Origin of the sequence: Parasphingorhabdus sp. (genome assembly GCF_048269865.1) — a bacterium.
Taxonomy (GTDB): Bacteria; Pseudomonadota; Alphaproteobacteria; order Sphingomonadales; family Sphingomonadaceae; genus Parasphingorhabdus.
On record NZ_JBLWUA010000002.1, the window covers coordinates 410,816 to 433,762 of the forward strand.

24 protein-coding genes are annotated in these 22,947 nt (G+C 56.7%); 6 read left to right on the forward strand and 18 right to left on the reverse strand.

The features are described from left to right. Nucleotides 1-2 precede the first annotated feature (2 nt). A complete protein-coding gene (locus ACN0WW_RS04215; protein ID WP_417609681.1) occupies nucleotides 3-1,196 on the reverse strand; it encodes an acyl-CoA dehydrogenase family protein in 1,194 nt (397 codons plus the stop codon). A 320-nt stretch (nucleotides 1,197-1,516) separates the two neighbouring features. Between ACN0WW_RS04215 and ACN0WW_RS04220 the strand changes: the two genes are divergently transcribed. The 5 genes from ACN0WW_RS04220 to ACN0WW_RS04240 all read left to right on the forward strand — a co-directional run bounded on the left by ACN0WW_RS04220 (nucleotide 1,517) and on the right by ACN0WW_RS04240 (nucleotide 7,314). Beyond that, complete coding sequence (locus ACN0WW_RS04220; protein WP_417609683.1) at nucleotides 1,517-2,950, forward strand: MFS transporter; 1,434 nt, start codon at nucleotides 1,517-1,519, stop codon at nucleotides 2,948-2,950. Nucleotides 2,951-3,046: 96 nt separating this feature from the next. Beyond that, nucleotides 3,047-4,348 (forward strand): acyl-CoA dehydrogenase family protein, encoded by a 1,302-nt coding sequence (locus ACN0WW_RS04225; protein WP_417609685.1) that lies wholly within the window; start codon nucleotides 3,047-3,049, stop codon nucleotides 4,346-4,348. Nucleotides 4,349-4,357: 9 nt separating this feature from the next. After that, nucleotides 4,358-5,443 carry a Zn-dependent alcohol dehydrogenase gene (locus ACN0WW_RS04230; protein WP_417609687.1) on the forward strand — a complete coding sequence of 362 codons (1,086 nt, stop codon included), beginning with the start codon at nucleotides 4,358-4,360 and terminating at the stop codon, nucleotides 5,441-5,443. A 16-nt stretch (nucleotides 5,444-5,459) separates the two neighbouring features. Beyond that, nucleotides 5,460-6,521 carry a phosphotransferase family protein gene (locus tag ACN0WW_RS04235; protein WP_417609689.1) on the forward strand — a complete coding sequence of 354 codons (1,062 nt, stop codon included), beginning with the start codon at nucleotides 5,460-5,462 and terminating at the stop codon, nucleotides 6,519-6,521. A gap of 1 nt (nucleotide 6,522) precedes the next feature. Beyond that, nucleotides 6,523-7,314 (forward strand): SDR family NAD(P)-dependent oxidoreductase, encoded by a 792-nt coding sequence (locus ACN0WW_RS04240; RefSeq protein ID WP_417609691.1) that lies wholly within the window; start codon nucleotides 6,523-6,525, stop codon nucleotides 7,312-7,314. Here the strand turns inward: ACN0WW_RS04240 and ACN0WW_RS04245 are convergent. From ACN0WW_RS04245 to rpsM, 7 genes are all read right to left on the reverse strand, one after another. Beyond that, entirely contained in the window at nucleotides 7,311-7,937 is a 627-nt protein-coding gene (locus ACN0WW_RS04245) for a hypothetical protein (RefSeq protein ID WP_417609693.1), read from the reverse strand. The two genes, ACN0WW_RS04240 and ACN0WW_RS04245, sit on opposite strands and share 4 nt — an antisense overlap. A 121-nt stretch (nucleotides 7,938-8,058) precedes the next feature. Continuing rightward, on the reverse strand, nucleotides 8,059-8,568 hold the full coding sequence (locus tag ACN0WW_RS04250) for a hypothetical protein (RefSeq protein ID WP_417609695.1): 510 nt from the start codon (nucleotides 8,566-8,568) through the stop codon (nucleotides 8,059-8,061). 191 nt (nucleotides 8,569-8,759) lie between these two features. Further along, entirely contained in the window at nucleotides 8,760-10,904 is a 2,145-nt protein-coding gene (locus tag ACN0WW_RS04255) for a prolyl oligopeptidase family serine peptidase (RefSeq protein ID WP_417609697.1), read from the reverse strand. 85 nt (nucleotides 10,905-10,989) lie between these two features. Beyond that, entirely contained in the window at nucleotides 10,990-11,412 is a 423-nt protein-coding gene (gene rplQ / locus ACN0WW_RS04260; RefSeq protein WP_417609699.1) for a 50S ribosomal protein L17, read from the reverse strand. Between the two features lie 121 nt (nucleotides 11,413-11,533). Continuing rightward, nucleotides 11,534-12,592, reverse strand: a complete 1,059-nt coding sequence (locus tag ACN0WW_RS04265; protein ID WP_417609701.1) for a DNA-directed RNA polymerase subunit alpha — start codon at nucleotides 12,590-12,592, stop codon at nucleotides 11,534-11,536. A gap of 104 nt (nucleotides 12,593-12,696) precedes the next feature. Then, complete coding sequence (gene rpsK / locus ACN0WW_RS04270; RefSeq protein ID WP_089132898.1) at nucleotides 12,697-13,086, reverse strand: 30S ribosomal protein S11; 390 nt, start codon at nucleotides 13,084-13,086, stop codon at nucleotides 12,697-12,699. Nucleotides 13,087-13,136: 50 nt separating this feature from the next. Beyond that, nucleotides 13,137-13,505 (reverse strand): 30S ribosomal protein S13, encoded by a 369-nt coding sequence (rpsM, locus tag ACN0WW_RS04275; RefSeq protein WP_339691954.1) that lies wholly within the window; start codon nucleotides 13,503-13,505, stop codon nucleotides 13,137-13,139. Nucleotides 13,506-14,017: 512 nt separating this feature from the next. Here rpsM and ACN0WW_RS04280 point away from each other — a divergent pair. Further along, the gene (locus tag ACN0WW_RS04280; protein WP_417609704.1) at nucleotides 14,018-15,070 is read left to right on the forward strand and encodes a succinylglutamate desuccinylase/aspartoacylase family protein; all 1,053 of its coding nucleotides are present in this window, start codon (nucleotides 14,018-14,020) and stop codon (nucleotides 15,068-15,070) included. 43 nt (nucleotides 15,071-15,113) lie between these two features. On the opposite strand, the gene rimK is transcribed toward ACN0WW_RS04280, so the two are convergent. The 10 genes from rimK to rplR form a co-directional block, all read right to left on the reverse strand. Further along, a complete protein-coding gene (gene rimK, locus ACN0WW_RS04285) occupies nucleotides 15,114-16,019 on the reverse strand; it encodes a 30S ribosomal protein S6--L-glutamate ligase (RefSeq protein WP_417609706.1) in 906 nt (301 codons plus the stop codon). A 3-nt stretch (nucleotides 16,020-16,022) separates the two neighbouring features. Beyond that, complete coding sequence (locus tag ACN0WW_RS04290) at nucleotides 16,023-16,502, reverse strand: ATP-dependent zinc protease (RefSeq protein ID WP_417609708.1); 480 nt, start codon at nucleotides 16,500-16,502, stop codon at nucleotides 16,023-16,025. A gap of 49 nt (nucleotides 16,503-16,551) precedes the next feature. Continuing rightward, complete coding sequence (gdhA, locus tag ACN0WW_RS04295) at nucleotides 16,552-17,907, reverse strand: NADP-specific glutamate dehydrogenase (RefSeq protein WP_417609710.1); 1,356 nt, start codon at nucleotides 17,905-17,907, stop codon at nucleotides 16,552-16,554. A 130-nt stretch (nucleotides 17,908-18,037) separates the two neighbouring features. Next, nucleotides 18,038-18,682 carry a hypothetical protein gene (locus ACN0WW_RS04300; RefSeq protein WP_417609712.1) on the reverse strand — a complete coding sequence of 215 codons (645 nt, stop codon included), beginning with the start codon at nucleotides 18,680-18,682 and terminating at the stop codon, nucleotides 18,038-18,040. Nucleotides 18,683-18,706: 24 nt separating this feature from the next. Next, entirely contained in the window at nucleotides 18,707-19,354 is a 648-nt protein-coding gene (locus ACN0WW_RS04305) for an adenylate kinase (RefSeq protein WP_417609714.1), read from the reverse strand. Between the two features lie 56 nt (nucleotides 19,355-19,410). After that, the gene (gene secY / locus ACN0WW_RS04310) at nucleotides 19,411-20,784 is read right to left on the reverse strand and encodes a preprotein translocase subunit SecY (protein WP_417609716.1); all 1,374 of its coding nucleotides are present in this window, start codon (nucleotides 20,782-20,784) and stop codon (nucleotides 19,411-19,413) included. A gap of 199 nt (nucleotides 20,785-20,983) precedes the next feature. Beyond that, on the reverse strand, nucleotides 20,984-21,538 hold the full coding sequence (gene rplO / locus ACN0WW_RS04315) for a 50S ribosomal protein L15 (protein WP_417609718.1): 555 nt from the start codon (nucleotides 21,536-21,538) through the stop codon (nucleotides 20,984-20,986). A gap of 45 nt (nucleotides 21,539-21,583) precedes the next feature. Continuing rightward, the gene (gene rpmD, locus ACN0WW_RS04320) at nucleotides 21,584-21,763 is read right to left on the reverse strand and encodes a 50S ribosomal protein L30 (RefSeq protein WP_417609720.1); all 180 of its coding nucleotides are present in this window, start codon (nucleotides 21,761-21,763) and stop codon (nucleotides 21,584-21,586) included. Nucleotides 21,764-21,768: 5 nt separating this feature from the next. Beyond that, nucleotides 21,769-22,530: a 30S ribosomal protein S5 gene (gene rpsE, locus ACN0WW_RS04325; RefSeq protein ID WP_417609722.1), complete on the reverse strand. Its 762-nt coding sequence runs from the start codon at nucleotides 22,528-22,530 to the stop codon at nucleotides 21,769-21,771. A gap of 1 nt (nucleotide 22,531) precedes the next feature. Further along, nucleotides 22,532-22,885, reverse strand: a complete 354-nt coding sequence (gene rplR, locus ACN0WW_RS04330; RefSeq protein ID WP_417609724.1) for a 50S ribosomal protein L18 — start codon at nucleotides 22,883-22,885, stop codon at nucleotides 22,532-22,534. Between the last annotated feature and the right edge of the window lie 62 nt (nucleotides 22,886-22,947).

Below are 22,947 nucleotides of genomic sequence, written 5' to 3' on the forward strand. Positions count from 1 at the left end.
GCTCAGGCGCCGGGCAATTGCAGAATCTGTTTGGAAACGACGTTCAGCATCACTTCGCTGGTGCCGCCTTCAATGCTGTTTGCCTTGGTCCGCAACCAGCTGCGCGCGGTGAGCCCGCCATTGGTGGCTTCGCTCTCCCACTCGAGCACTTCGCTGCCGCCAGCCGACATGATCAGTTCATGGCGGCGCTTGTTGATCTCGGTGCCCGCATATTTCATCATATTGGGCTGAGCCGGGTGGCACAGGCCAGCCTTGAACGTATCGCCGAACCGTTCGGCCATGGCGCGAAAGGCCAGCACTTCAATATCCATCTCGGCCATTTGCGCCCGCAGCATCGGATCGTCGAGGCGGCCCATTTCGTCGCGACCATATTGATCGGCGAATTTTGCGCCGAGCGAGGTCGCGCCTTCCGAACCGCCACCGGAAATCATGCTGCGCTCGTGGCCCAGCAGATATTTGGCCACATCCCAGCCCTTGTTCACTTCATAGACGACCGAGGAAACCCCCTCGGCATATTCCTTCGGCACTTTCACATCGTCGAAAAAGGTTTCGCAGAAGGCAGACTGACCGGAGATCAGTACGATCGGTTTGGTGCTCACGCCTTCATTGGTCATGTCAAAGAGCATGAAGGAAATGCCCTTGTGCTTTTCAGTCTTGTCGGTCCGTGTCAGGCAGAAAATCCAGTCGGCCTTGTCAGCATAGCTGGTCCAGATCTTCTGGCCGTTGATGACAAAATGGTCGCCCTGATCGACGGCGCTGGTTTGCAGCGAGGCCAGATCGGAGCCGGAGCCGGGCTCCGAATAGCCCTGGCACCAGCGGATTTCACCGCGCGCGATCGGCGGCAGGAAATATTTCTTCTGCGCTTCGGTGCCGAAATGCAGCAGCGCGGGGCCGAGCATCCAGATACCAAAGCTGGACAGTGGCGAGCGGCATTTGAGCCGCGCCATTTCCTGTCCGAGGATTTTGGTTTCGGCGCGCGACAGTCCGCCGCCGCCATATTCCTTTGGCCAGTCGGGCACCGTCCAGCCCTTGGCCGCCATGACATCCAGCCATTCCTTCTGGCCCGGCTTGAAAGTCGGATTGCGCCCGCCCCAAACGGCGTCGCTTTCGTCGACCATCGGCTGCCGCATCTCCGGCGGACAATTGGCCTCAAGCCATGCAGCAGTCTCTGCGCGGAAGGTTTCCAGGTCAGACATCACGAAATTCCTTTAATTGATCGGTTAACTGCTGCTTATCATAGGACAAGCCCCCGGTTCAATCATTCCCGCCTTGGAAATCGTATAAAAATTTGCACCAAAATTAGAGAGGTCGGATTCCGTAGCGTCCCCCTGATTCCGCCGATGTAATCGTTTGACGTCCAAAAGCGGACCGGCCTATGCAGCAAAGAAAAACACCCGTTTTGGGAGCAGGAATGGATGCAATCTGAAAGCGCCAGAGCGGGTCGCTCTGACCCGCCGGGACTGGCCGTGACAAAGGCCATTATCGGAATCGTGAGCCGCGTCTGGTTGGCCAGCCAATGACGGCGGCGACCGATCATGTCCCGTTGCGGATCAAATTGTTCCACGGCACCGGTTCCATTACCTATGGCGTAAAAGACAACGGCTTCTCGGCCTTCCTGCTGCTGTTCTACAATCAGGTTATTGGTCTCGATGCCCGCCTGGTTTCTCTGGCCTTGATGCTGGCGTTGTTCGTTGATGCCATTGCAGATCCGATCATCGGCCACCTCAGCGACCGAACCTATACCAAGTGGGGCAAGCGCTTGCCCTGGCTGTATATCGCGCCAATTCCGCTCGGCTTCGCCTGGATCTTGCTATGGGCCGCTCCGGCCAGCCTCGGGGGCTGGATATTCCTATATCTGCTTTTGATCGCCATCCTGGTGCGGGTGCTTGTGTCCTGCTGCGAGGTGCCATCGGCCTCGCTGATTCCGGAACTGACACGCGACTATGACGAGCGCACGGTGATCATGCGCTATCGCTATCTGTTCGGCTGGGCTGGAGGGCTGGTCATGCTGTTCCTTGGCTATATCGTATTCCTTGTTCCCGACGCCGAACATCCGGTCGGTCTGCTCAATGAAACCGGCTATTGGCATTATGGTCTGGTCGGCGGTGCCATGATGGCGACGGCGATGCTCATATCCGCTGGCGGCCAGCACAAGCGCGTCGCCCACTGGCCCGACAAGCGGCCCAAGAAAACCAGCCTATATGAAAGTTTCCACGAAATCCGGGAGGCGCTAACCCACAAAGCGGCGCTGATCCTGTTTGGCGCTGGTGCGGTCGCCTATATCAATCAGGGCATGACTTTCACGATATCCAACTATCTGTTTCTTTATGTCTGGAAGTTTTCGCAGCCGGCATTCTTCTTCTATCCCATCGTGCTTTTCGGCAGCGTGGTCGGATCCTTCTTCTTGGTCACGCCTTTGACAAAAGCCTTTGGCAAGCGGGCGGTCGCAATCGTCGGAGGGCTGGTCGGCATGATCTTCTGGATAATACCGTTCGCCTTTAACCTGTCAGGCCTATGGCCGGAAGTCGGCGGACAAGCCTCTACGACACTGGTCTTCGGCTTTACCTTTCTGGCCACTACCGCCAACGTGGTGACGATGATCACGTCTCAATCGATGGTCGCCGACATTGTCGAGGCATCCGAGATTGAAACCGGCAGGCGCACCGAAGGCGTCTTTTCCGCCGGATGGTTTTTTGTACAAAAGTGCGGGACCGGCATAGGCATATTCTGCGCCGGCCTGATCGTCAGCCTTTCTGGCGTGCCCGACAAGGCACAACCCGGTGAAGTGGCGCTGCCAGTGATCGAGAACCTGATGATATTCTATGCGCTGATAGTTTTGGTACTTTCCATTGCCGGCGCCTTGATTTTTTATCGCTTTCCGATCAACCGTGATGATCATGAAGCGCGCGTTGCAGCTTTGGCTGCCGCAAGGTCGACCAAGGACCAATAAATTCGCAGGCGCGCAGTTTCGCTGTGGCAAAGCGTGGCTGCCTCTGATAAGTTAATCGTATAGTTAAATTATAAAAACGCAGAAAAGGACGCAGGAATGGATTTCGATCTCACCGAAAAGCAGGAATATTGGCGCAACCGGGTACGCGAGCATATCGAGAATCATCTGCGCCCGCGTATCGCCGATTTCCAGGAAGAAGAATCGACTGGCGAGCGCTGGAAAGTTCTGCAGGTCATCGAGGAAGAAAAGAAGAAAGCCAAGGAAGCAGGTATCTGGAACCTGTTCATGCCACCTTCCAATCCGAACCTGCCGCATATTGATGATACGTTCGAATTCGAAGGTCCCGGCCTGACCAATCTGGAATATGCGCTGTGCGCCGAGGAAATGGGCCGCGTCAGCTTTGCCTCGGAAGTGTTCAACTGTTCCGCGCCCGATACCGGCAACATGGAAGTGTTTCACCGTTACGGTACGCTGGAACAGAAGGAGCAATATCTGCGCCCGCTGATGAACGGTGAAATCCGTTCCGCCTTCCTGATGACCGAACCGGCCGTTGCATCCTCCGATGCAACCAACATCGAAACCGCTATCGTCCGGGATGGCGACGAATATGTCATCAACGGCCGCAAATGGTGGTCGTCGGGCCTCGGCGACCCGCGCTGCAAGATCGCCATCGTAATGGGCAAGACCAGTTTTGAGGGCAGCCGCTATACACAGCAGTCGCAGATCCTGATGCCGACCGACGCGCCCGGCGTAAAGGTCCTGCGTCACTTGCCAGTGTTTGGCTATGACGATGCGCCGCATGGCCACATGGAAGTCGAAATGAAGGATGTTCGGGTACCTGCATCCAATGTCATTCTCGGTGAAGGCCGCGGCTTTGAAATTGCTCAGGGTCGCCTCGGGCCCGGTCGTATCCACCACTGCATGCGGACTATCGGTGTCGCCGAGGAAGCACTCGAGAAAATGGTCAAGCGCCTGCAATCGCGGATCGCCTTCGGCAAACGCATTTCCGAGCACAGCATCTGGGACGAACGCGTTGCCCGGGCGCGGATTGATATCGACATGAGCCGTCTGCTCTGCCTGAAAGCGGCGGACATGATGGACAAGGTCGGCAACAAATATGCCAAGGCCGAAATCGCCATGATCAAGGTTCAGGCTCCGAATATGGCGCTCAAAATCATCGATGATGCGATCCAGGCCCATGGCGGCGGCGGTGTTTCCAACGATTTTGGCCTGGCCAGCGCCTACGCCCATCAGCGGACCCTGCGGCTCGCCGACGGCCCGGATGAAGTGCACAATCGTACGATCGCGAAAATGGAATATGGCAAATATGCCGAGACCGCAGACGGCAGCAAGATGAAGGAAGAGTTCTCATCAGGTGACCTTGCGGTCACCCGCTAGGAGCTGATCATGAAGGCAGCCGTACTGGTCGAAACGGGCAAGCCGCTCGTTATCGAAGAGGTCATGATCTCAAAGCCGGGGCCGCATGAAGTGTTGATCCGGACGGCAGCCTGCGGGCTTTGCCATTCGGATCTGCATTTCATCGATGGCAGCTATCCACATCCCCTGCCCGCGATTCCGGGACACGAGGCGGCCGGGATTGTTGAGGCGGTCGGCAGCGAAGTTCGCACGGTCGCGGTTGGCGATGCTGTTGTTTCCTGCCTGTCAGCCTATTGCGGACATTGCGAATTCTGCGTGACAGGCCGGATGTCGCTATGTCTGGGCGCAGATACCCGGCGACGTCCGGACGAAGCGCCGCGCATTACCCGCCCGGACGGATCAACCGTCGGACAAATGCTCAATCTTTCGGCTTTTGCCGAACAGATGCTTATCCACGAACATGCCTGCGTCCGGATCGACCCGGATATGCCGCTGGACCGCGCCGCCGTGATTGGTTGCGCCGTAACCACCGGAGCCGGAACGATCTTCAACTCCTGCAAGCTGACGCCGGGTGAAACCGTCGCTGTCATCGGCTGCGGCGGAGTCGGACTCGCGACGATCAATGCGGCCAAGATTGCCGGTGCCGGCCGGATCATTGCCGCCGACCCGATCAAGGAAAAACGCGATCTGGCCATCCAACTGGGCGCAACCGATGTTATCGATGCTTCGGCCGATGACGCGGCGGAGCAAATAGTCGAGCTGACCAAGGGTGGTGTCGATCATGCCGTGGAAGCGGTGGGACGCCCCGCGTCCGGTGATCTGGCCGTCGGTTCGCTGAAACGCGGCGGCACAGCCACCATGCTTGGTATGATGCCGCTTGACCACAAGGTCGGCCTCAGCGCCATGGATCTGCTGTCCGGCAAGAAGCTGCAGGGCGTGCTGATGGGTTCCAATCGCTTCCCGGTCGATATCCCGCGTCTGGTCGATTTTTATCTGCGCGGACTCCTCGATTTGGATAGCATTGTAGCCGAGACGATTCCGCTAGAGCAGATCAACGACGGTTTTGAGAAAATGAAAAAAGGTGATGCGGCACGGTCCGTGATTGTCTTTAGCTAAACGAAGAGGGACTTCCATGAATCCACAGGAAGATATGACCGGTACGATGGAAGTGCCGGAGAAGGACAAGCTCGACGAAGCGGCGCTGCAAAAATGGATGGAGGCCAATGTCGAGGGTTTTGCCGGACCGCTCACGCTGAGCAAGTTCAAGGGCGGCCAGTCCAATCCAACCTATAAAATCGATACGCCAGAAACCTCTTATGTGCTGCGCAAGAAACCGTTCGGCAAATTGCTGCCTTCGGCCCATGCCGTCGACCGGGAGTTCCGGGTGATTGCCGGACTCTATCCGGCCGGGTTCCCCGTCGCCAAGCCTTATGGCCTGTGTGATGATGACAGTGTCATCGGCACGATGTTCTACGTCATGGGCATGGCCGATGGCCGTACGCTGTGGGACGGCACCCTGCCCAACAGCAATCCCGAAGAGCGCCGCGCGATCTATTTCGAGATGATCGATACGCTGGCGCTGCTGCACAGCTATGATCCAAAAGAACTGGGCCTGGAAAAGCATGGCAAGCCCGGCAATTATTGCGAACGGCAGATTTCCCGCTGGACGCAGCAATACCGGCTGTCCGAACTGCAGGAAATTCCGGAGATGGACAAGCTGATCGAATGGCTGACCAAAACCATTCCGGAACAGAAAAGCTTTGGCATCGTGCATGGCGACTACCGGCTCGATAACATGATTTTCGCGCATGACGAACCGAAGGTGATCGCGGTGCTCGACTGGGAGCTGTCGACCCTCGGCGATCCGATTGCCGATTTTGCCTATTGGCTGATGGCCTATGAAATGGAACCCGAGGGCCGCAGCGGCTTGAAGGGCGTCGATCTGGAGCCTCTGGGCATCCCCTCTCGCGAGGAAGCGGTTGCCCGCTATTGTGAGAAATCGGGCATGGCCGAGCTGCCACCGATGGACTGGTATCTGGCCTATAATTTGTTCCGCATTGCTGCTATTCTGCAAGGCATTCAGAAGCGGGTGGCCGACGGCACTGCCAACAGCGCTGCGGCAGCCGAAATGTCGGATCGGGTAACTCCGCTGGCACAAGCCGGTTGGGAGGCCGCAAAACGCGCAGGAGCCTAATATGGACCTCAAAGACAAAGTCGCAATCATCACCGGTGCCGGCAGCGGCATTGGTCGAGCGGCGGCTCTGCTCTTTGCGGAACATGGTGCCAAGGTCATTGCCAGCGACGTCACCGACGCGGTCGAGGACACGGCTAAGGGCTCCGAAGGCAATATCATCGCGATCAAGGCTGACGCCGGATCCGAGGGCGATGTTGAGATGCTGGTGGATGCCGCGGAACAGCGCTTTGGCGATCTGCACGTGTTCTTCGCCAATGCCGGTATCGGCGGCGGCTTTGAGGGAATTTTCGACAGCAGTGTGGCCGAGTGGCAGGAAGTGCTGCGGGTCAATCTGATCGGACCGTTCCTGGCGTGCAAATATGCCGGGAAGGTGATTGCCGAAAGCAAGCACGGCGGCTCGATCATCTGTACCGCGAGCGTTGCCGGGATCCGGTCTGGTGCCGGTGGCCCCGCTTATTCCGCCTCCAAGGCCGGCGTCATCAATCTGGTGAAAGTGGCGTCGCAACAGTTTGCGACGTCCAATGTCCGCTGCAACGCGATCTGCCCCGGCATTACCGAAACCGGCATGACGCAATTCATCTATGACAAGGCTCGAGAGAAGGGCAAGGAAGACCGGCTCGGCTATCTCAACCCGCTGCGCCGCGGCGCCTCGCCCATGGAAATGGCCGAGGTAGCCCTGTTTCTGGCCTCTGATCGTTCATCCTATGTGAATGGTCAGGCGATTGCCGTCGATGGCGGCCTGAGCGGCTCACACCCGGTCACCCGTCAGGAATTCGGACGCACCGCGGTCTAGTTCGCGAAAGCGAGACCGCCATCCTCCAGTTGCACAAAATCAACGCGGCCATCACTGGCGCCGCAAAGAAATGTACGCTGGGCACTGTTTGCCAGTTCCCCTTCCACCCGCCAGCCAGCGCCGTCGCGGACAACGGATTCGATCGCGGCGACGCGGGCATCGCGCCCCGCCTGACGCTCTGCAGCATCGGAACAGGCGTTGATCGCCGATTGCATGTCGCCGCCTTCTCGATCGTAGCGGCTGTCGGCCCGACGATTATCATAGCGCGCGTTATCGCTGCGATAATCGCGGTCTTCATAGCGTCGGTCACGACTGTTTTTTGAGGCCGCGCTAGCGATGGCGGCAATGCCGCCTATCACCAGGATGCCGGCCAGAACGTCGCCGCCGCTGATCCCATCACGATGACGGCGATAGCCCCGATATCCACGATACCCTCGGTAACCACGATAGTCGCGCCAGCCGTTGGCCTTGTCGGTTTCGACAGACCAGCCGAGGGCCGTCGTATCGATCGGGGTGGCAATACCAGCGCTGCTGTGCATGGGCGCAGCCATGGCTGGCGAAACGCCTGAAAAACATAGTGCGGCGGCTGCAGCCACGGCTGAAAATCTGGTCATCTTGGTCATATGAGATACCCCTATCAAGCGCAGCTCCTATATTCCCAATGCTGCGATGGGACAGAATATAGATGGCCCAGCCTGTCACCAGGCTGAACCATATTGGGTTGGTTGATGTCGCACATCGCGCTTAGCGACGGGCGTAACTAAGGCCGCTGTAGCGGACGTCGCTCACCCGGTTGCCTTCAATATAGCAGGTAAACTTACCGTTGTCCGCATAGCGGGCCCGCTGATAGCGGCCCCGGTTCTGTTCGACCAGAATCCGGCCCTTCACCCGGTAGCCATAGCGCGTCCGGTCGACGTCGCGGATGTCAGTGACATTGGCGCGACCATAGTTGGTAGCTCCGCGTTCAGCGGCGCGCACGCAACGGTTCACGGCTTGCCTTTGCCCAATCTGGCGATAGCGGTTGCCATAACGATTGTCAGAATATCGGTCACCGCGATAATTGTCGCGATATCTGCGGTCCTTGTTGCTGGAGCTGGCAATTGCCGCAATTGCGCCAACGATCGCTACACCGGCGATCACTTCGCCAGCACTCGGCCCGCCCTTATGCCCGTCGCGGGCCATTGCGGGGGTTGCAGAAACGGCCATTGCAGCGGCAGCAGCGGTTCCGACCAGAGCCTTGTTCAACTTGTTCATGTCCACTTTCCTTTCACACTGCTCGAAACCTTTTCCCGAGCTTGCAAAACCCTTTTAGCGGACTCCGGTTGAGTAGAGACTGAACTGGCTCGACAGGCGTCGTTAAGGTTAGTGGCTGTTTTTATGAACAGAAGTTAGCAGAGCAAACGTCTCCTCTCTCGGGGAAGCAGCAGAAACCAAGGTGCCGGTCGCTATTCGGTCAGGCGGAGTCCGGTCGCATCCGCCAGAAAGGCGTAGATATCCGAATATTCCTCGATCAGCTTGTCGGTCGGTTTGCCGCTGCCGTGGCCAGCGCGGGTCTCGATGCGGATTAGATGTGGTGCATCGCCCGTATCCAGCGCCTGCAACCGCGCAGTATATTTGAAGCTGTGACCGGGAACGACGCGGTCGTCGGTGTCTGCGGTAGAGACAATCAGGGCGGGATAATCAACCCCGGATTTGATATTATGATAAGGCGAATAGGTCAGCAGGTTTTTGAAGTCCTGCTCCTTGTTCGGATAGCCATAATCGTCGACCCAATAGCGCCCGGCCGTAAACCGGTCGAAGCGGAGCATGTCCATGACGCCGACAGCAGCATGGCCGGCGGTGAACAGATCAGGCCGCTGGTTCATCACCGCACCGATCAGCAGACCTCCGTTGGACCGGCCCTCGATCGCCAGACCGTCCTTCGGCGTAATGCCCTCGCTGATCAGATATTCGCCGGCAGCGATAAAATCATCGAAGACATTCTGCTTGTTCTGCAGCCGGCCAGCGTCGTGCCAATCCTTGCCATATTCTCCGCCGCCGCGCAGATTGGCCGAGGCAAAGACACCGCCCGCCTTGATCCAGGCCATCCAGGCCGGCTTATATTGCGGCAATACCGAGATATTGAACCCGCCATAGCCATAGAGCAGCGTCGGCGCACCTTCCGAGAGATCCTGTCCCTTCATGTGGACCAGAAACATCGGGATCTTGGTGCCGTCCTTGCTTTTGTAAAAGCGCTGCGTGACTTCCACCATTTCCGGATCAAAAGGCAGCGACGGTGCCGCCCAGACGGTGGGTTGAGATGAAGGCTGGTAACGGAAAACCGTGGTTGGCCGGTTGAAGCTTTGAAAGCTGAAAAAGCCTTCATCGCTTTTCATCGAACCACTGAGGCCGCCCACCTGCCCTGGCCCGGGGAGGTCGAGCGTGCCGAGCGCATTGCCATCGAGATCAAATGTGGAAAGCTGGCTCTTGGCATCGACGAGATAGCTGACGACCAGCCGGTCACCGACGATCATCGCCCCGTCAATGACGGCGTCGCTCTCTGCGACCAGTTCAGTGAACTCAGGCTTTTCCGCGCTCAGATCGGTTTTGACCACTCGCAACCGCGGCGCATCCTTGTTGGTGATGAAATAGAGCGTATCACCATCACCATCGATCAGCCGCCAGTCATTTTCAAAGCCGCTGACGAGCTTGCGTATTTCAAGCTTTGGCGCATCGACCTTGATCAGCGTGATGTCATAGCGCGCGTCAGTGCCGGACGAGGACGTGATCACCACCCATTCCTTGTCGGAAGTCAGTTCCGCTGAATGATTGAGGTCGGGCTGGTCCGGCGTTGCATATACGCGCGTATCGTTCGCCTGATCAGCGCCAATCGGATGCAGATAGACCGCATGGTTGCTGTTCAGCGACTGAAACGCCTCGCCGCCTTCCGGCTCCGGGAAGCGCGAATAGAGAAAGCCGACATTGTTTGGCATCCACGCCAGATCGGTGAACTTGGCCCATTCGATGTTATCCGGCTGCACTTCACCGGTTGTGACATCGAGAACCTTCAGCGTACGCCAGTCGGAACCGCCATCCTGAATCGCATAAACGAGCAGGCTGCCATCCCCCGATGGTTTCCAGCCGGCCAGCGCCGTCGCGCCGTCGTCCGACCAGGTAGCCGGATCAATCAGTGCCCGTTCTTCGCCATCCGCACCATCACGAACATAGAGCACGGCCTGATTTTGGCCGCCGCTCTTGCGCTCGTAGAAATATTTGCCGCCGGCTTCTACCGGATTGCTCAGATCATCATAATCGAACAATTCCGTCATCGATTTGGCCAGAGCGTCACGTCCCGGCAGCTTTTCGAGATAAGCGTCGGTAACGGCATTCTGCGCCTTCACCCATTCGGCAACATCGGAATCTTCCCGCACATCGTTTTCCAGCCACCGATAGGGGTCGGAAATATATTCACCAAATTGTTCTTCCACGACATCAACGGTACTGGTCTCTGGATAGGTCAGCGAAACGTCCTTATTTTCATGATCGTTGGCGAGCGCAGGAGATGCCAGAGCCAATCCGGTGGCCAATGTCAGAACAGTCAAACTACGCATAAACACCTCGACAAAAGAAAGAGGCCGCAAGCTTATCGCTCACGGCCTCTATTATCAATTGAAACTGTTAACGGACGGAAGCGGCTCAGGCCTCTTCGTATTCATCCTGTGCGCTCTGGTCAGGACCGCTGTCCTGCCCCTTCGCGTCAACATCGCGGTCAACCAGCTCGATGATCGCCATCGGCGCAGCATCAGACGCACGGAAACCGGCGCGGATGATGCGGGTATAGCCGCCATTGCGATCGGCGTAACGATCGGCGAGTACTTCGAAGAGTTTCTTTTCCTGGGTCTCATCCATCAAACGCGAATGCGCGATACGACGGTTGGACAGACCACCACGCTTGCCGAGCGTTATCAGTTTTTCGACAACCGGGCGCAGTTCCTTGGCTTTCGGAAGTGTGGTCATGATCTGTTCGTGCTTGATCAGTGCCGCAGCCAGATTCTTCAGCAGAGCCTGACGATGTGCACCGGTCCGCTGCATCCGGCGGCCCTTCATTCTATGACGCATGATATTTCCTTCGTTCGTTAAGGGGCCGTATGAGGTACCCCGCAGCAGGTGATTTTAAAGGGGCATCACCAATGAACCCCTGGTATCCGTCCGGACTGCGCCGGAACAGACGGTTGTACGTTTAACCCAGCAGCTCCTGTTCGAGCTTCTTGGCCATTTCTTCAATATTTTCAGGCGGCCATCCGGGGATGTCCATGCCGAGACGCAGACCCATGCTCGACAGCACTTCCTTGATTTCGTTCAAGGACTTGCGGCCAAAGTTCGGGGTGCGCAGCATTTCGGCTTCGGTCTTCTGCACGAGATCGCCAATATAGATGATATTGTCGTTCTTGAGACAGTTGGCGGAGCGAACGCTGAGTTCCAGTTCGTCGACCTTTTTGAGCAGGTAACGGTTGAGCTGGTTGGCATCGCTTTCTGCCTGGCTCTGCTGAGCGGCCATGCCGATTGGCGAGGAAACCTGCTCCAGAGCTTCTTCGAAATGGACGAAAAGCTGCAACTGATCCTGCAAAATGCGGGCCGCATAAGCGATCGCATCTTCCGGGCTGACTGTGCCATCGGTTTCGATGGTCAGGTTCAGCTTGTCAAAGTCGAGTTCCTGACCAACGCGGGCATTGTCGACCTTATAGGAGACCTGACGGACCGGAGAATAGAGCGAGTCGATCGGAATCAATCCGATCGGCGCGTCGGCGGGACGGTTTGCAACAGCTGGAACATAGCCCTTACCGACATTGACGGTCAGTTCCATATTCAGCGAAGCACCTTCGTCGAGATGACAGATCACGAGATCCGGGTTCATGATCTCGATGTCGCCGGAGACCGCAATATCGCCAGCCTTGACTTCGCCAGGCCCGGTTGCGGACAGCTGCAGACGCTTGGCGTCTTCGCTCTCCATTTTCAAAGCGATCTGCTTGATGTTCAGAACGATGTCTGTCACATCTTCACGAACGCCGGGCAGCGACGAAAACTCGTGCAAGGCATTTTCGATCTTGATCGAGGTAACTGCCGCACCCTGAAGCGAAGACAGAAGGACGCGGCGCAGCGCGTTACCCATGGTCAGGCCAAAGCCGCGTTCCAGAGGCTCAGCAACAAAGGTTGCCTTGCGCTTTGGATCACCGCCGGGTTTGATGTCGAGGACGTTGGGCTTCTTCAGTTCTTGCCAGTTCTTCATATTGACAGTCATGGACTTCCCCTAGTGGTTCAAAGAGCGGCTGTGGACGTCATCACCGCTCTGAATTTTAAAAATGTGGAACTGACCGACCGGTCGTCCCCGAAACTCGAGCGGTATTAGACGCGGCGTCTTTTGGATGGACGAACACCGTTATGCGGGATCGGTGTGACATCACGAATCGAGGTGATCGTGAAGCCAACAGCCTGAAGCGCACGAAGAGCAGATTCGCGACCGGAGCCTGGACCTTTCACTTCGACCTCAAGAGTCCGCACACCATGATCAGCCGCTTTCTTGCCAGCGTCTTCCGCTGCAACCTGGGCAGCATAAGGTGTCGACTTGCGGGAGCCTTTAAAACCCATCATGCCAGCCGAGGACCAGCTTATCGCATTGCCCTGAGCATCGGTGATGGTGACCATCGTATTGTTAAATGTGGCGTTGACGTGCGCTACGCCTGCCGAAATATTTTTGCGCGCACTTTTCTTTAAGCGCTGCGGTTCGCGTGCCATGTGATCAATTCCTACCTAATATCTTGAAGATACTTATCCGGAGACAAGTCTTATTTCTTTTTGCCAGCAATCGCCTTGGGCTTGCCTTTGCGGGTACGCGCATTGGTATGCGTACGCTGTCCGCGGACCGGCAGGCCTTTACGGTGACGCAGGCCGCGATAGCAGGCCAGATCCATCAGACGCTTGATGTTCATTGCAACTTCACGCCGCAAATCACCTTCAACCGTATGTTCGGCATCAATCGTTTCACGAATGTGCAAAATTTCCTGATCGGTGAGGTCCTGAACCCGACGGGCTGGATCAATCTTCAGTTTTTCAACAATTTCAGCCGCAGCGGTGCGTCCGATACCGTGAATGTAGGTAAGCGCAATGATTACGCGCTTGTTAGTTGGGATATTTACCCCAGCAATACGTGCCAATATTTTTCTCCATGCTCCACAGGACCGATTCGCCGGACCTATCTCATAGCCAAGTCGTTAAAAACACACCCAAAACGCACAAAACCAGCGCGCGCCACTAAGGGCACTGCCGGTTCAATTCGGTTTCGAATGAGTGTCATTTAGGTGTTGTTGACAGCGGTGTCAAGCGCGGAGGAATGCGCTTTCTCCGAAAACAAAACTGGTCGCAAGCCTTCTGCGGCGTCTTGATTTACAATTGCGTCGAGCGGCGGCACAATCAACGATAGACCTGTGTCTGGCTACCCGACTAGCATTGGTTGGCGCCCACTACCAAGCTGATGGCAATTCTGGCCAGCCGGTTTGTCGCAGGACGGGGCACGGAGACCGTCTATGCCGACATCGAGGCGCAGTTGGAATACCCGGTTGCTGGCGATCAGCGCTCCTTTTTTGGGCATTTGCCGGGGGCAGTCTGTAAATTTGCTTGCGCTTTGGCCTGATTCGTCATCTTTGGATGCTCAACCCGGGGGAAATCAATGACCAATAGAAACAAGCATGATCTGTTCGAAATCGGCGGACATACGGTCGCTCCCGGGAAAATCGGCGATATTGCGATTCCGATCAGCGATCTGTCCGCTGGCATGCACGCCAATATGGAAGTGCGCGTATTCCACGGCAAGCGCACCGGGCCGACGATTTTTATCAGCGGCGCTATTCATGGCGATGAGATCATCGGCACAGAAATTATTCGCCGGGTGATGAAAAAACTCCATCCGGCCCGAATGTCCGGAACCGTCATCTTCGTGCCAGTGGTCAATATGTTCGGGTTCATCACCCACAGCCGCTACCTGCCCGACCGCCGAGATCTGAACCGGTCCTTTCCTGGAGCCGAAAAGGGTTCGCTGGCCTCACAGCTGGCCAATATCTTTTCGACCGAGATCATCGATCATTGCTCGCTCGGCATCGACATCCACAGCGCCGCACAGCATCGCTACAATCTGCCACAGATCCGGATCGCCTCCGGCAATCCCGAGCTCAAGGAACTGGCGATCGATTTCGGACCGCCGGTGATCATCGAAGCAGATTTGCGCCCCGGCTCCCTGCGCGCGCTGGCCCGGGAAGCGGGCGTCGATATGCTGCTGATGGAAGCCGGCGAGGCACTCCGCTTCGATGAGTTTTCCGTGCGCACCGGTGTGAACGGCATATTGCGGGTCCTCAAGAAACTGGCAATGATCGAAACCAAACGACTGAGCAAGCGCGGTGCACCTCCCGCCCAGGCGACCCGCACCGTCTGGTTGCGCTCCACCAAAGGTGGCATCTGCCGACTGGTCGCGTCTTCGGGGGCCAAGGTCCACAAGGGCGATATCGTGGCCTGGATCAGCGATATTTTTGGGGATGGCGAAGAGGCGATCCTGTCCCCGGTGGACGGCATTGTCATCGGCCACAGCAACCTGCCCGTTGTCAATCAGGGTGATGCGTTGCTCCACATCGCAGAAGTGAGAATATTCGATACGGTGGGCCAGCGGCTGGAAAAAATCGAGGACGCGATCACCAGCAATCAGCTGCTCGACGAGGATGAAGTGATTTAAGGGTCTGCAGCGAGCAACAACAGGGAGCCCTCAGGCCCTACCCTTACCCCTTGCCGCGGGTCTTGGTCTTTCCGGGCTTGGCATTTTTTTCCATAAATTCGATGATCTGGCCCGCAACATCCTTGCCGGTGGCATTTTCAATGCCCTCCAGACCCGGCGAGCTGTTTACTTCCATGATTACCGGACCGTGATTGGAACGCAGCATGTCGACGCCGCACACATTGAGCCCCATATGCTTGGCCGCGCGCACGGCGGTAGACCGCTCTTCCGGCGTAATCTTAACGATCTGGGCGCTGCCACCGCGATGCAGATTGGAACGGAAGTCGTCCGCCGCGCCGGTCCGCTTCATCGCGGCCACCACTTTGCCACCCACGACCAGCGCGCGGATATCGGTACCGCCGGCTTCCTTGATGAATTCCTGAACCAGAATATTGACATTGGCACCGCGAAAAGCCTCGATCACCGACTTGGCGCTCGACATCGTCTCGGCGAGCACGACACCGATGCCCTGGGTGCCTTCGAGCAGCTTGATGACCACCGGTGGACCATTGACGGCCCTTATGATCTCTTCCGCCTGCTTCGGATCATTTGCATAAGCGGTAAGCGGCAAGCCCAGACCATATTTGGCGAATATCTGCATCGAGCGCAGCTTGTCCCGGCTGCGGCCAATGGCAACGCTCTCGTTGAGCGGCCAGACGCCAGCCATTTCAAACTGCCGCAGCACAGCCGTACCGTAATTGGTGATCGACGCCCCGATGCGCGGGATGACCGCGTCATAGCCTTCCAGCGTATCACCATTATAGGTGATCGTCGGTCGGTGGCTGGCAATATTCACGGTACAGCGAGTGGTATTCAATATGTCGATCTCATGGCCGCGCGCTTCGGCTGCCTCCATCAGGCGCTTATGCGAATAGAGATTCGGGTTGCGGGCAAGCATGGCGATTTTCATAGTTTATCTTTCTTCATGCCGACCGAGCATCCAGCGCTTGGCACTATTGACGAGAAACCCCCGCTTGAGCGCCCGGCGCCCTATCAGGACCGGAAATATCATCGACTGCCTATTGGCAAGCGTCATATGACCTACCCATTCAAGCGGTCCTAGTTTCATGACGGTCTCTATCACATATCGGGTCTGCATGACACCATTGCTACTTTTTATCCGGCGCTGGCCATAAACCGGCGCTTCGCAATGATAATCGGCAACGCCGGATCCCATCGGAATCGTGAACTGCACAAAATCCCGGCCATCTTTTTTGAAAGATTTGATCCTGGTGGCGTGCAATGACGATGTCGCGGCGCCGGTATCAACTTTGGCATGAAGATTGGTTACGCCAAATGCGGGCAAATCAATGAGCTCGCACCAGCCTATTTCGCAGGGCTCTTTGAGCTTCTTTTGAAGCCGCTTGTTTTTCGGGTTCTGCGCTTGCGCCATCGACCCGACATCTGGCCGATGGCGCTTTTTTGCGCAAGATAATTATAAGCTAGAGAACACCATAAGCCAGCATCGCATCAGCGACTTTCTTGAAGCCCGCGATATTCGCGCCTTTCACATAGTCGACATAGCCATCGCCCTGATCGCCATATTGCACGCATTTTTCGTGAATGCCTTCCATCAGATCTGTCAACATTTCGCCAAGGCGTTCATGGTTCCAACTGATCCGCTCTGCATTCTGGCTCATTTCGAGACCGGAAACCGCAACGCCCCCCGCGTTGGCTGCTTTGCCCGGACCATACATGATCTTCGCATCGTGGAAGACGTGGACGCCTTCAAGCGTCGTCGGCATATTGGCGCCTTCCGAAACGGCAATCACGCCATTGCTGACCAGTTCCTTGGCTTCGTCCTCATTGAGTTCGTTCTGGGTCGCGCACGGCAACGCCAGATCGCAGGCAACGCTCCATGGACGTCTGCCGTCGTGATAGGTCGCGCCGGTAAAATGATCGACATACTCGCTGATCCGTCCGCGTTTGTTGTTTTTCAGATCCTTGATCCAGTCGATTTTTTCCTGATCAATCCCGTCGGGATCGTGAATGAAACCGCCACTATCCGAGAGCGTGAGAACCTTGCCGCCCTGTTTGGTGATCTGCTCCGCTGCATGGGTTGCAACGTTGCCAGACCCGGAAATCACTGCGGTTTTGCCGTCAATCGAGTCGTTTTTATGCTTGAGCATATTCTGCATAAAATAGACCGCGCCATAGCCAGTCGCTTCTGGCCGCATTTGAGAACCGCCATATTCCAGGCCTTTGCCAGTGAGCACGCCTTCCCAGCGATTGGTGATCCGCTTGTACTGACCGAACATATAGCCGATCTCGCGGGCACCCACGCCGATATCGCCAGCGGGCACATCCGTGTCCGGCCCGATATGACGATAAAGTTCGGTCATGAACGACTGGCAGAAGCGCATGACCTCGGCATCAGACTTCCCCTTCGGGTTGAAGTTCGCACCGCCCTTGCCGCCACCCATTGGCAGTCCGGTCAGCGAGTTTTTGAACGTCTGCTCGAAAGCCAGGAATTTCAGCACGCTTTCCGTCACGCTGGGGTGAAAGCGGATACCGCCCTTGTACGGGCCAATCGCGTTGTTATTCTGGATACGAAAACCGCGCTGAACGCGGACATTGTGATTGTCGTCTTCCCAGCAGACACGGAACGATATCACGCGGTCAGGTTCGGCAATACGCCGCAGGATCTGCGCTGTGTGATAGGCTTCTTTGTCCTGGATGAAGTCAAAGATGTCCATCGCGACTTCTTGTACGGCCTGAACAAATTCAGGCTGCCCTGGATTGCGTTTCTTCACGCCTTCCATGAATGTCGGAAAATCTACATGATCGGAAACGGCCATTATACACCCCTCAATATTGTATATCAGCGCGACCCGATTATCGCTGTCGACCTCCTCGAGTCGGCAACGGGTATCCGACCTTCATAGAACCATTCGATAGCTTTGGTAAAGCGTTGAGGGTGAGCGACAATCAGTCCTGATCGTCGTCTTTGGCAGCGTCCATCTCTTCGCTGTCAGCGGGGTCAGCCGAGCTGTCCTCGCCATCGGTGTCGGGAACATCCGCTCCAGCAAACAAAGCCGACAAGCGGGTCAGCTGTTCGCCAATCACACCATCCACGGCGGGAGCCATCTGATCGATGGGAAATTCCATGTAGCCGCCCACTTTATAGGTGAAACGCACCGCTGTTTTTTCGCCCTGCGGGTCGAGCAGCATCGTCAACGTGCCGGTAACCGCCTCGCTCTGCAGCGGGCCCAGCGCACCTGACATCCGGAGCATTTTGTTGTTGTGCGCATAGATCACACGCATGTGCTGAACGCTGCCGTCCGATGTTCTGATATTGTCGGCTGACGTCGTCCGGATCAGTTCGCAAAAACATCCGCCCGCTTGCGGTATCAGATAAAAATTGTCGGCGTCCCCCGTCCAGCTATGATCGCTATTCCAATAGCGCGACGGCGCAATCATCGCTTTCCAGACCGCCTCCGCGTTCCCGTCAATGAGGGTCTGGTGCTGTACGGTAAAGCCATTGTCAGCGGTATTGGTGACTTCCGCCTGTGCTGCGGTCACGGTGCCCAGTGCTGCCATTGCCAAAATTGTGTGGAATGCCAGCTTAGCCATGACCATATCTCCCGTAAAATCTGTTCAGAGCGACAGAACCGCCTCGATAGCATCATTCACTTCGGACATGCTACCCATGCCGTTTACCTGGTGCACAATGCCGCGCGCTTCGTAGATCGGCAGAATCGGTGCAGTCTTCGCACGATATTCCTGCATCCGGGTCCGCACGGTTTCTTCATTATCGTCCGGACGGCGCTTGAACTCGGTAGAGCCGCATTCATCACAGACTCCAGCCACTTCTGGCTGTTTGAATGTATCATGATAACCGGCACCGCACTTGGCGCAGGTGAAGCGACCGGTGATCCGCTCGACCAAAGCATCTTCATCGACTGCCAGCTCAATCACGTAGGAAAGCACCCGGTTTCGTTCGGCCAGGATCTCGTCCAGAGCAGCGGCTTGCGCGGCGGTCCGTGGATAGCCGTCAAAAATCACGCCTTTTTCGGGGCCCAATTCATCCAGCCTTTCGCCGATGATTCCCGAGACCACATCATCCGGCACCAGTGCACCAGCGTCCATCAAGGCCTTGGCTTTCAGCCCGACTTCGGTTCCGGCTTGCACTGCTGCGCGAAGCATATCGCCCGTCGACAGCTGTACCATGCCGTGCTCATCTTCCAGACGGCCCGCCTGGGTCCCCTTCCCGGCACCCGGTGGTCCCAACAAGATGATGTCCATACGATTACCCCCGTGATGATGGAATGAATAGATGGCCGATTTGGCGCATTCGGCAATTAGCGCTTGCGCCGGCCACCCTTGAGTTTCGCTTTCTTCAGCAGATCGCCATATTGCAGCGCCAGAAGATGGCTCTGGATTTGCGTAACCGTATCGACCGTCACGTTAACGACAATCAAAAGGCTGGTACCGCCAAGGAAGAAAATCGGCAGATTGGTTTGTGCCATAACATATTCCGGCAAAACGCACACCACCGCCAGATAGGCTGCACCGACCACCGTGATCCGGGTCAGCACATAATCAAGATAATCGGCGGTGTTCTTGCCAGGACGGATACCCGGCACAAAGCCGCCGTTTTTCTTCAGATTCTCCGCGGTTTCCTCAGGATTGAACACCACTGCGGTGTAGAAGAAACAGAAGAAGATAATACCGGCGGCATATAGCGCCATATAAAGCGGCTGCCCGTGCGCCAGATATTGGTTCAAGGTGATGATGAAATCGCCGAATGCTGTCTCACCGGCGGTAGCATTGCCAGCGAACTGGCTCACCGTCAGCGGCATCAGCAAAAGCGACGAAGCAAAAATAGGCGGAATCACGCCGGCAGTGTTCACCTTCAGCGGCAAGTGACTACGGTCAGCCTGCATCACGCCATTTTGCGTCGCTCGCTTCGGATATTGAATCAACACCCGGCGCTGCGCGCGTTCCATGAAGCTGATAAACAGGATCAATCCTGCAACCATCGCAATCAGGCCGATGATCGTCAGAGCGCTGATCGACCCGGTGCGGCTGCCTTCCATAAGGTTGCCGACAAAGGTTGGCATCTGCGCGACAATACCGGCCATGATGATCAAGGAAATACCGTTGCCGATACCGCGGCTGGTGATCTGTTCACCGAGCCACATCAGGAACAACGTACCGCCGACGAGACTGATGACCGCGCCAATGCGGAACATATAGCCCGGCTCGACCACGGCCTGCAGGCCGGATTGAGACGCGAAACTTTCAAGACCGACGGCGATGAAATAGCCCTGAACCGCAGTCAGGCCAACGGTACCATAGCGGGTATATTGATTGAGTTTCTTGCGCCCTGCCTCGCCTTCTTTCTTCACGGCGGCCAGCGTTGGCGACAACGCAGCAGCCAACTGAACGACGATCGACGCGGTAATATAAGGCATGACGCCAAGCGCGATCAGACTCATCCGTTCCAGCGAACCGCCGGAAAATGTGTTGAAAATATCGAGGACGCCGCCACGTGTCTGATCATAAAGATCGGCCAGCACGACCGGATCCACGCCCGGCAGCGGCACAAAGCTGAGCAGACGGAAAATGATCAGCGCGCCCAGCGTAAACCAGATACGTTTCCGCAATTCGGTGGCTTCGCCAAATTTTGACAGGCTTAGATTCGCTGCGACCTGATCGGCTCTTGATGCCATGTTTGACTTTCCTGCCCACTATTAGTTTGCAACGCACCCCTGCGGTCGCAGAGGTCCATCTCCAACTATTGCCTTCTGTTGCAATCCTCGGAGATGAATAGCCGCTTTTGCGGCTATGCAACCCGGCCCATATCGGATGTTAGCGCATCAAAAACAAGGGGCCAGAAAAAGAGGCGCTAAAACTAGCGCCTCTCGAAGATCAATCTTTCTTTTTAGCCTTGTTTGCGGCTTTTTTCTCGCGGGCCGGCTTGGAAGGAACAGCCTTCTTTTCACCTTTCGCCCGGCGTTCGCCGCCTGCAGCAAGAATTTCGACCTTGCCGCCTGCCTTCTCGACCGCTGCTACAGCGGCTTTCGAAGCGCCGGCAACGGCGATCGTGATTTTCGCGGTCAGCTCGCCCTTGGCCAACAACCGGACGCCGTCCTTGCCGCCCCGGGCCAGGCCCGCAGCTTTCAGCGTTGCGTGATCGATGGTGCCTTTGGTGTCGAGGCTCTTGCTGTCGATGAACTTCTGGATCATGCCCAAGTTCACTTCCGCATAGTCGGTGCCGAACGGGTTGTTGAAACCGCGTTTAGGCAGCCGCATGTGGAGCGGCATCTGGCCGCCTTCGAAGCCGTTGATCGAAACACCGGAACGGGATTTCTGGCCCTTCTGGCCACGTCCGCCGGTCTTGCCCTTGCCCGAGCCAATGCCCCGGCCAACACGCATGCGCGACTTGCGCGCGCCTTCATTGTCTTTAAGTTCGTTCAGTTTCATGTCTTGTACTCGCTTTCGCTTTTATTCGCACGGAAGTTGCAGGTATTACCCTTCGACAACTTCCACCAGATGATGGACCTTGCGGATCATGCCGCGGACTTCCGCGGTGTCTTCCAGCTCGGAAACACGGTGCATCTTGTTGAGGCCGAGACCGATCAGCGTCTTGCGCTGAACTTCCGGACGCCGGATCGGAGAACCGATCTGTTTGATTTTCAATTTAGCCATCAAAATTACTCCGTAACCGCAGCGGCATCAGCTGCCACTTCTGCAGCCGAACCGCCAGCACGTGAAAGCAGGTCGGTCACTTTTTTGCCACGCCGCTGAGCAACAGCTTTTGGACTGGACTGATCTGCCAGAGCAGCAAAAGTTGCGCGGATCATGTTGTAAGGATTGGCGGTACCGTTGGACTTGGTCACAACGTCAGAAACGCCAAGGCTTTCGAACACGGCACGCATAGGACCACCGGCGATGATACCGGTACCCGCAGGTGCCGAACGAACCGTAACATTACCTGCACCAAAATGGCCGGTGCCGTCGTGATGCAACGTGCGGCCTTCGCGCAATGGTACACGTACCATCGATTTCTTCGCAGCTGCAGTCGCCTTCGTGATTGCTTCCGGCACTTCGCGAGCCTTGCCCTTGCCGAAACCAGCACGGCCCTTGCCGTCGCCAACCACAACCAGAGCAGCGAAACCGAAGCGCTTACCGCCTTTAACCGTTTTCGAAACGCGGTTGATGTGGACCAATTTCTCGATCAGCTCTTCGCCGCCGTCATTGTTACCACGACCGCCGCGATTGTTGCGACCGCCGCGATTGTCGCGACCGCCACCACGGTTATCACGACCGCCGGCACCGCCACGGTTTCCACCGCGCGACTGACGCTCAGGACCGCCGGTTTTGGCTTCGGCTGCAATAGCTGCTTCGGGCTGATTGCCTTCGCCAGTGGTGCCCGGCTGTGCCGCGCCTTCTGGTGTTGTTTTTTCATCAGCCATATTAAAACTCCAATCCGCCTTCACGTGCTGCGTCGGCCAGGGCCTTTACACGTCCGTGAAACAGGAACCCGCCACGGTCAAAAATTACTTCTTTAACGCCCGCCTTTTTGGCGGCTTCTGCAACGCGTTTGCCGACGTCGGCAGCAGCCTTGCTATCCGCACCGGTTTTGACGGTAGACGCTTTGTCGATGGTCGAAGCGGAAGCCAGCGTTTTGCCCTCGGAATCGTCGATAACCTGGGCATATATATGCCGGCTCGTGCGATGCACGGACAAACGAGGCTTTGAGAGCCCGCGCTTCCGCAATTTGCTGCGTACGCGTTGCTGGCGCCGTTTGAACTGAGAAATATTCGCCATGGCTTATTTCTTCTTCCCTTCTTTGCGGAAAATATATTCGCCGCGATATTTGATACCCTTGC

Bases quoted from the DNA above. Each gene is read 5' to 3' on its own strand.
- ACN0WW_RS04245 (WP_417609693.1), bottom strand. From the start codon at position 7,937: ATGACCAAGATGACCAGATTTTCAGCCGTGGCTGCAGCCGCCGCACTA.
- rpsK (WP_089132898.1), bottom strand. From the start codon at position 13,086: ATGGCACGCGAACCGCAGCGCTTAAAGAAAAGTGCGCGCAAAAATATT.
- ACN0WW_RS04290 (WP_417609708.1), bottom strand. From the start codon at position 16,502: ATGGCGCAAGCGCAGAACCCGAAAAACAAGCGGCTTCAAAAGAAGCTC.
- rplR (WP_417609724.1), bottom strand. From the start codon at position 22,885: ATGGCGAATATTTCTCAGTTCAAACGGCGCCAGCAACGCGTACGCAGC.
- ACN0WW_RS04250 (WP_417609695.1), bottom strand. From the start codon at position 8,568: ATGAACAAGTTGAACAAGGCTCTGGTCGGAACCGCTGCTGCCGCTGCA.
- ACN0WW_RS04300 (WP_417609712.1), bottom strand. From the start codon at position 18,682: ATGGCTAAGCTGGCATTCCACACAATTTTGGCAATGGCAGCACTGGGC.
- ACN0WW_RS04280 (WP_417609704.1), top strand. From the start codon at position 14,018: ATGACCAATAGAAACAAGCATGATCTGTTCGAAATCGGCGGACATACG.
- ACN0WW_RS04255 (WP_417609697.1), bottom strand. From the start codon at position 10,904: ATGCGTAGTTTGACTGTTCTGACATTGGCCACCGGATTGGCTCTGGCA.
- ACN0WW_RS04230 (WP_417609687.1), top strand. From the start codon at position 4,358: ATGAAGGCAGCCGTACTGGTCGAAACGGGCAAGCCGCTCGTTATCGAA.
- ACN0WW_RS04225 (WP_417609685.1), top strand. From the start codon at position 3,047: ATGGATTTCGATCTCACCGAAAAGCAGGAATATTGGCGCAACCGGGTA.
- secY (WP_417609716.1), bottom strand. From the start codon at position 20,784: ATGGCATCAAGAGCCGATCAGGTCGCAGCGAATCTAAGCCTGTCAAAA.
- rplQ (WP_417609699.1), bottom strand. From the start codon at position 11,412: ATGCGTCATAGAATGAAGGGCCGCCGGATGCAGCGGACCGGTGCACAT.
- rplO (WP_417609718.1), bottom strand. From the start codon at position 21,538: ATGAAACTGAACGAACTTAAAGACAATGAAGGCGCGCGCAAGTCGCGC.
- rimK (WP_417609706.1), bottom strand. From the start codon at position 16,019: ATGAAAATCGCCATGCTTGCCCGCAACCCGAATCTCTATTCGCATAAG.
- rpmD (WP_417609720.1), bottom strand. From the start codon at position 21,763: ATGGCTAAATTGAAAATCAAACAGATCGGTTCTCCGATCCGGCGTCCG.
- rpsE (WP_417609722.1), bottom strand. From the start codon at position 22,530: ATGGCTGATGAAAAAACAACACCAGAAGGCGCGGCACAGCCGGGCACC.
- ACN0WW_RS04305 (WP_417609714.1), bottom strand. From the start codon at position 19,354: ATGGACATCATCTTGTTGGGACCACCGGGTGCCGGGAAGGGGACCCAG.
- ACN0WW_RS04240 (WP_417609691.1), top strand. From the start codon at position 6,523: ATGGACCTCAAAGACAAAGTCGCAATCATCACCGGTGCCGGCAGCGGC.
- gdhA (WP_417609710.1), bottom strand. From the start codon at position 17,907: ATGGCCGTTTCCGATCATGTAGATTTTCCGACATTCATGGAAGGCGTG.
- ACN0WW_RS04265 (WP_417609701.1), bottom strand. From the start codon at position 12,592: ATGACTGTCAATATGAAGAACTGGCAAGAACTGAAGAAGCCCAACGTC.
- ACN0WW_RS04220 (WP_417609683.1), top strand. From the start codon at position 1,517: ATGACGGCGGCGACCGATCATGTCCCGTTGCGGATCAAATTGTTCCAC.
- ACN0WW_RS04235 (WP_417609689.1), top strand. From the start codon at position 5,460: ATGAATCCACAGGAAGATATGACCGGTACGATGGAAGTGCCGGAGAAG.
- ACN0WW_RS04215 (WP_417609681.1), bottom strand. From the start codon at position 1,196: ATGTCTGACCTGGAAACCTTCCGCGCAGAGACTGCTGCATGGCTTGAG.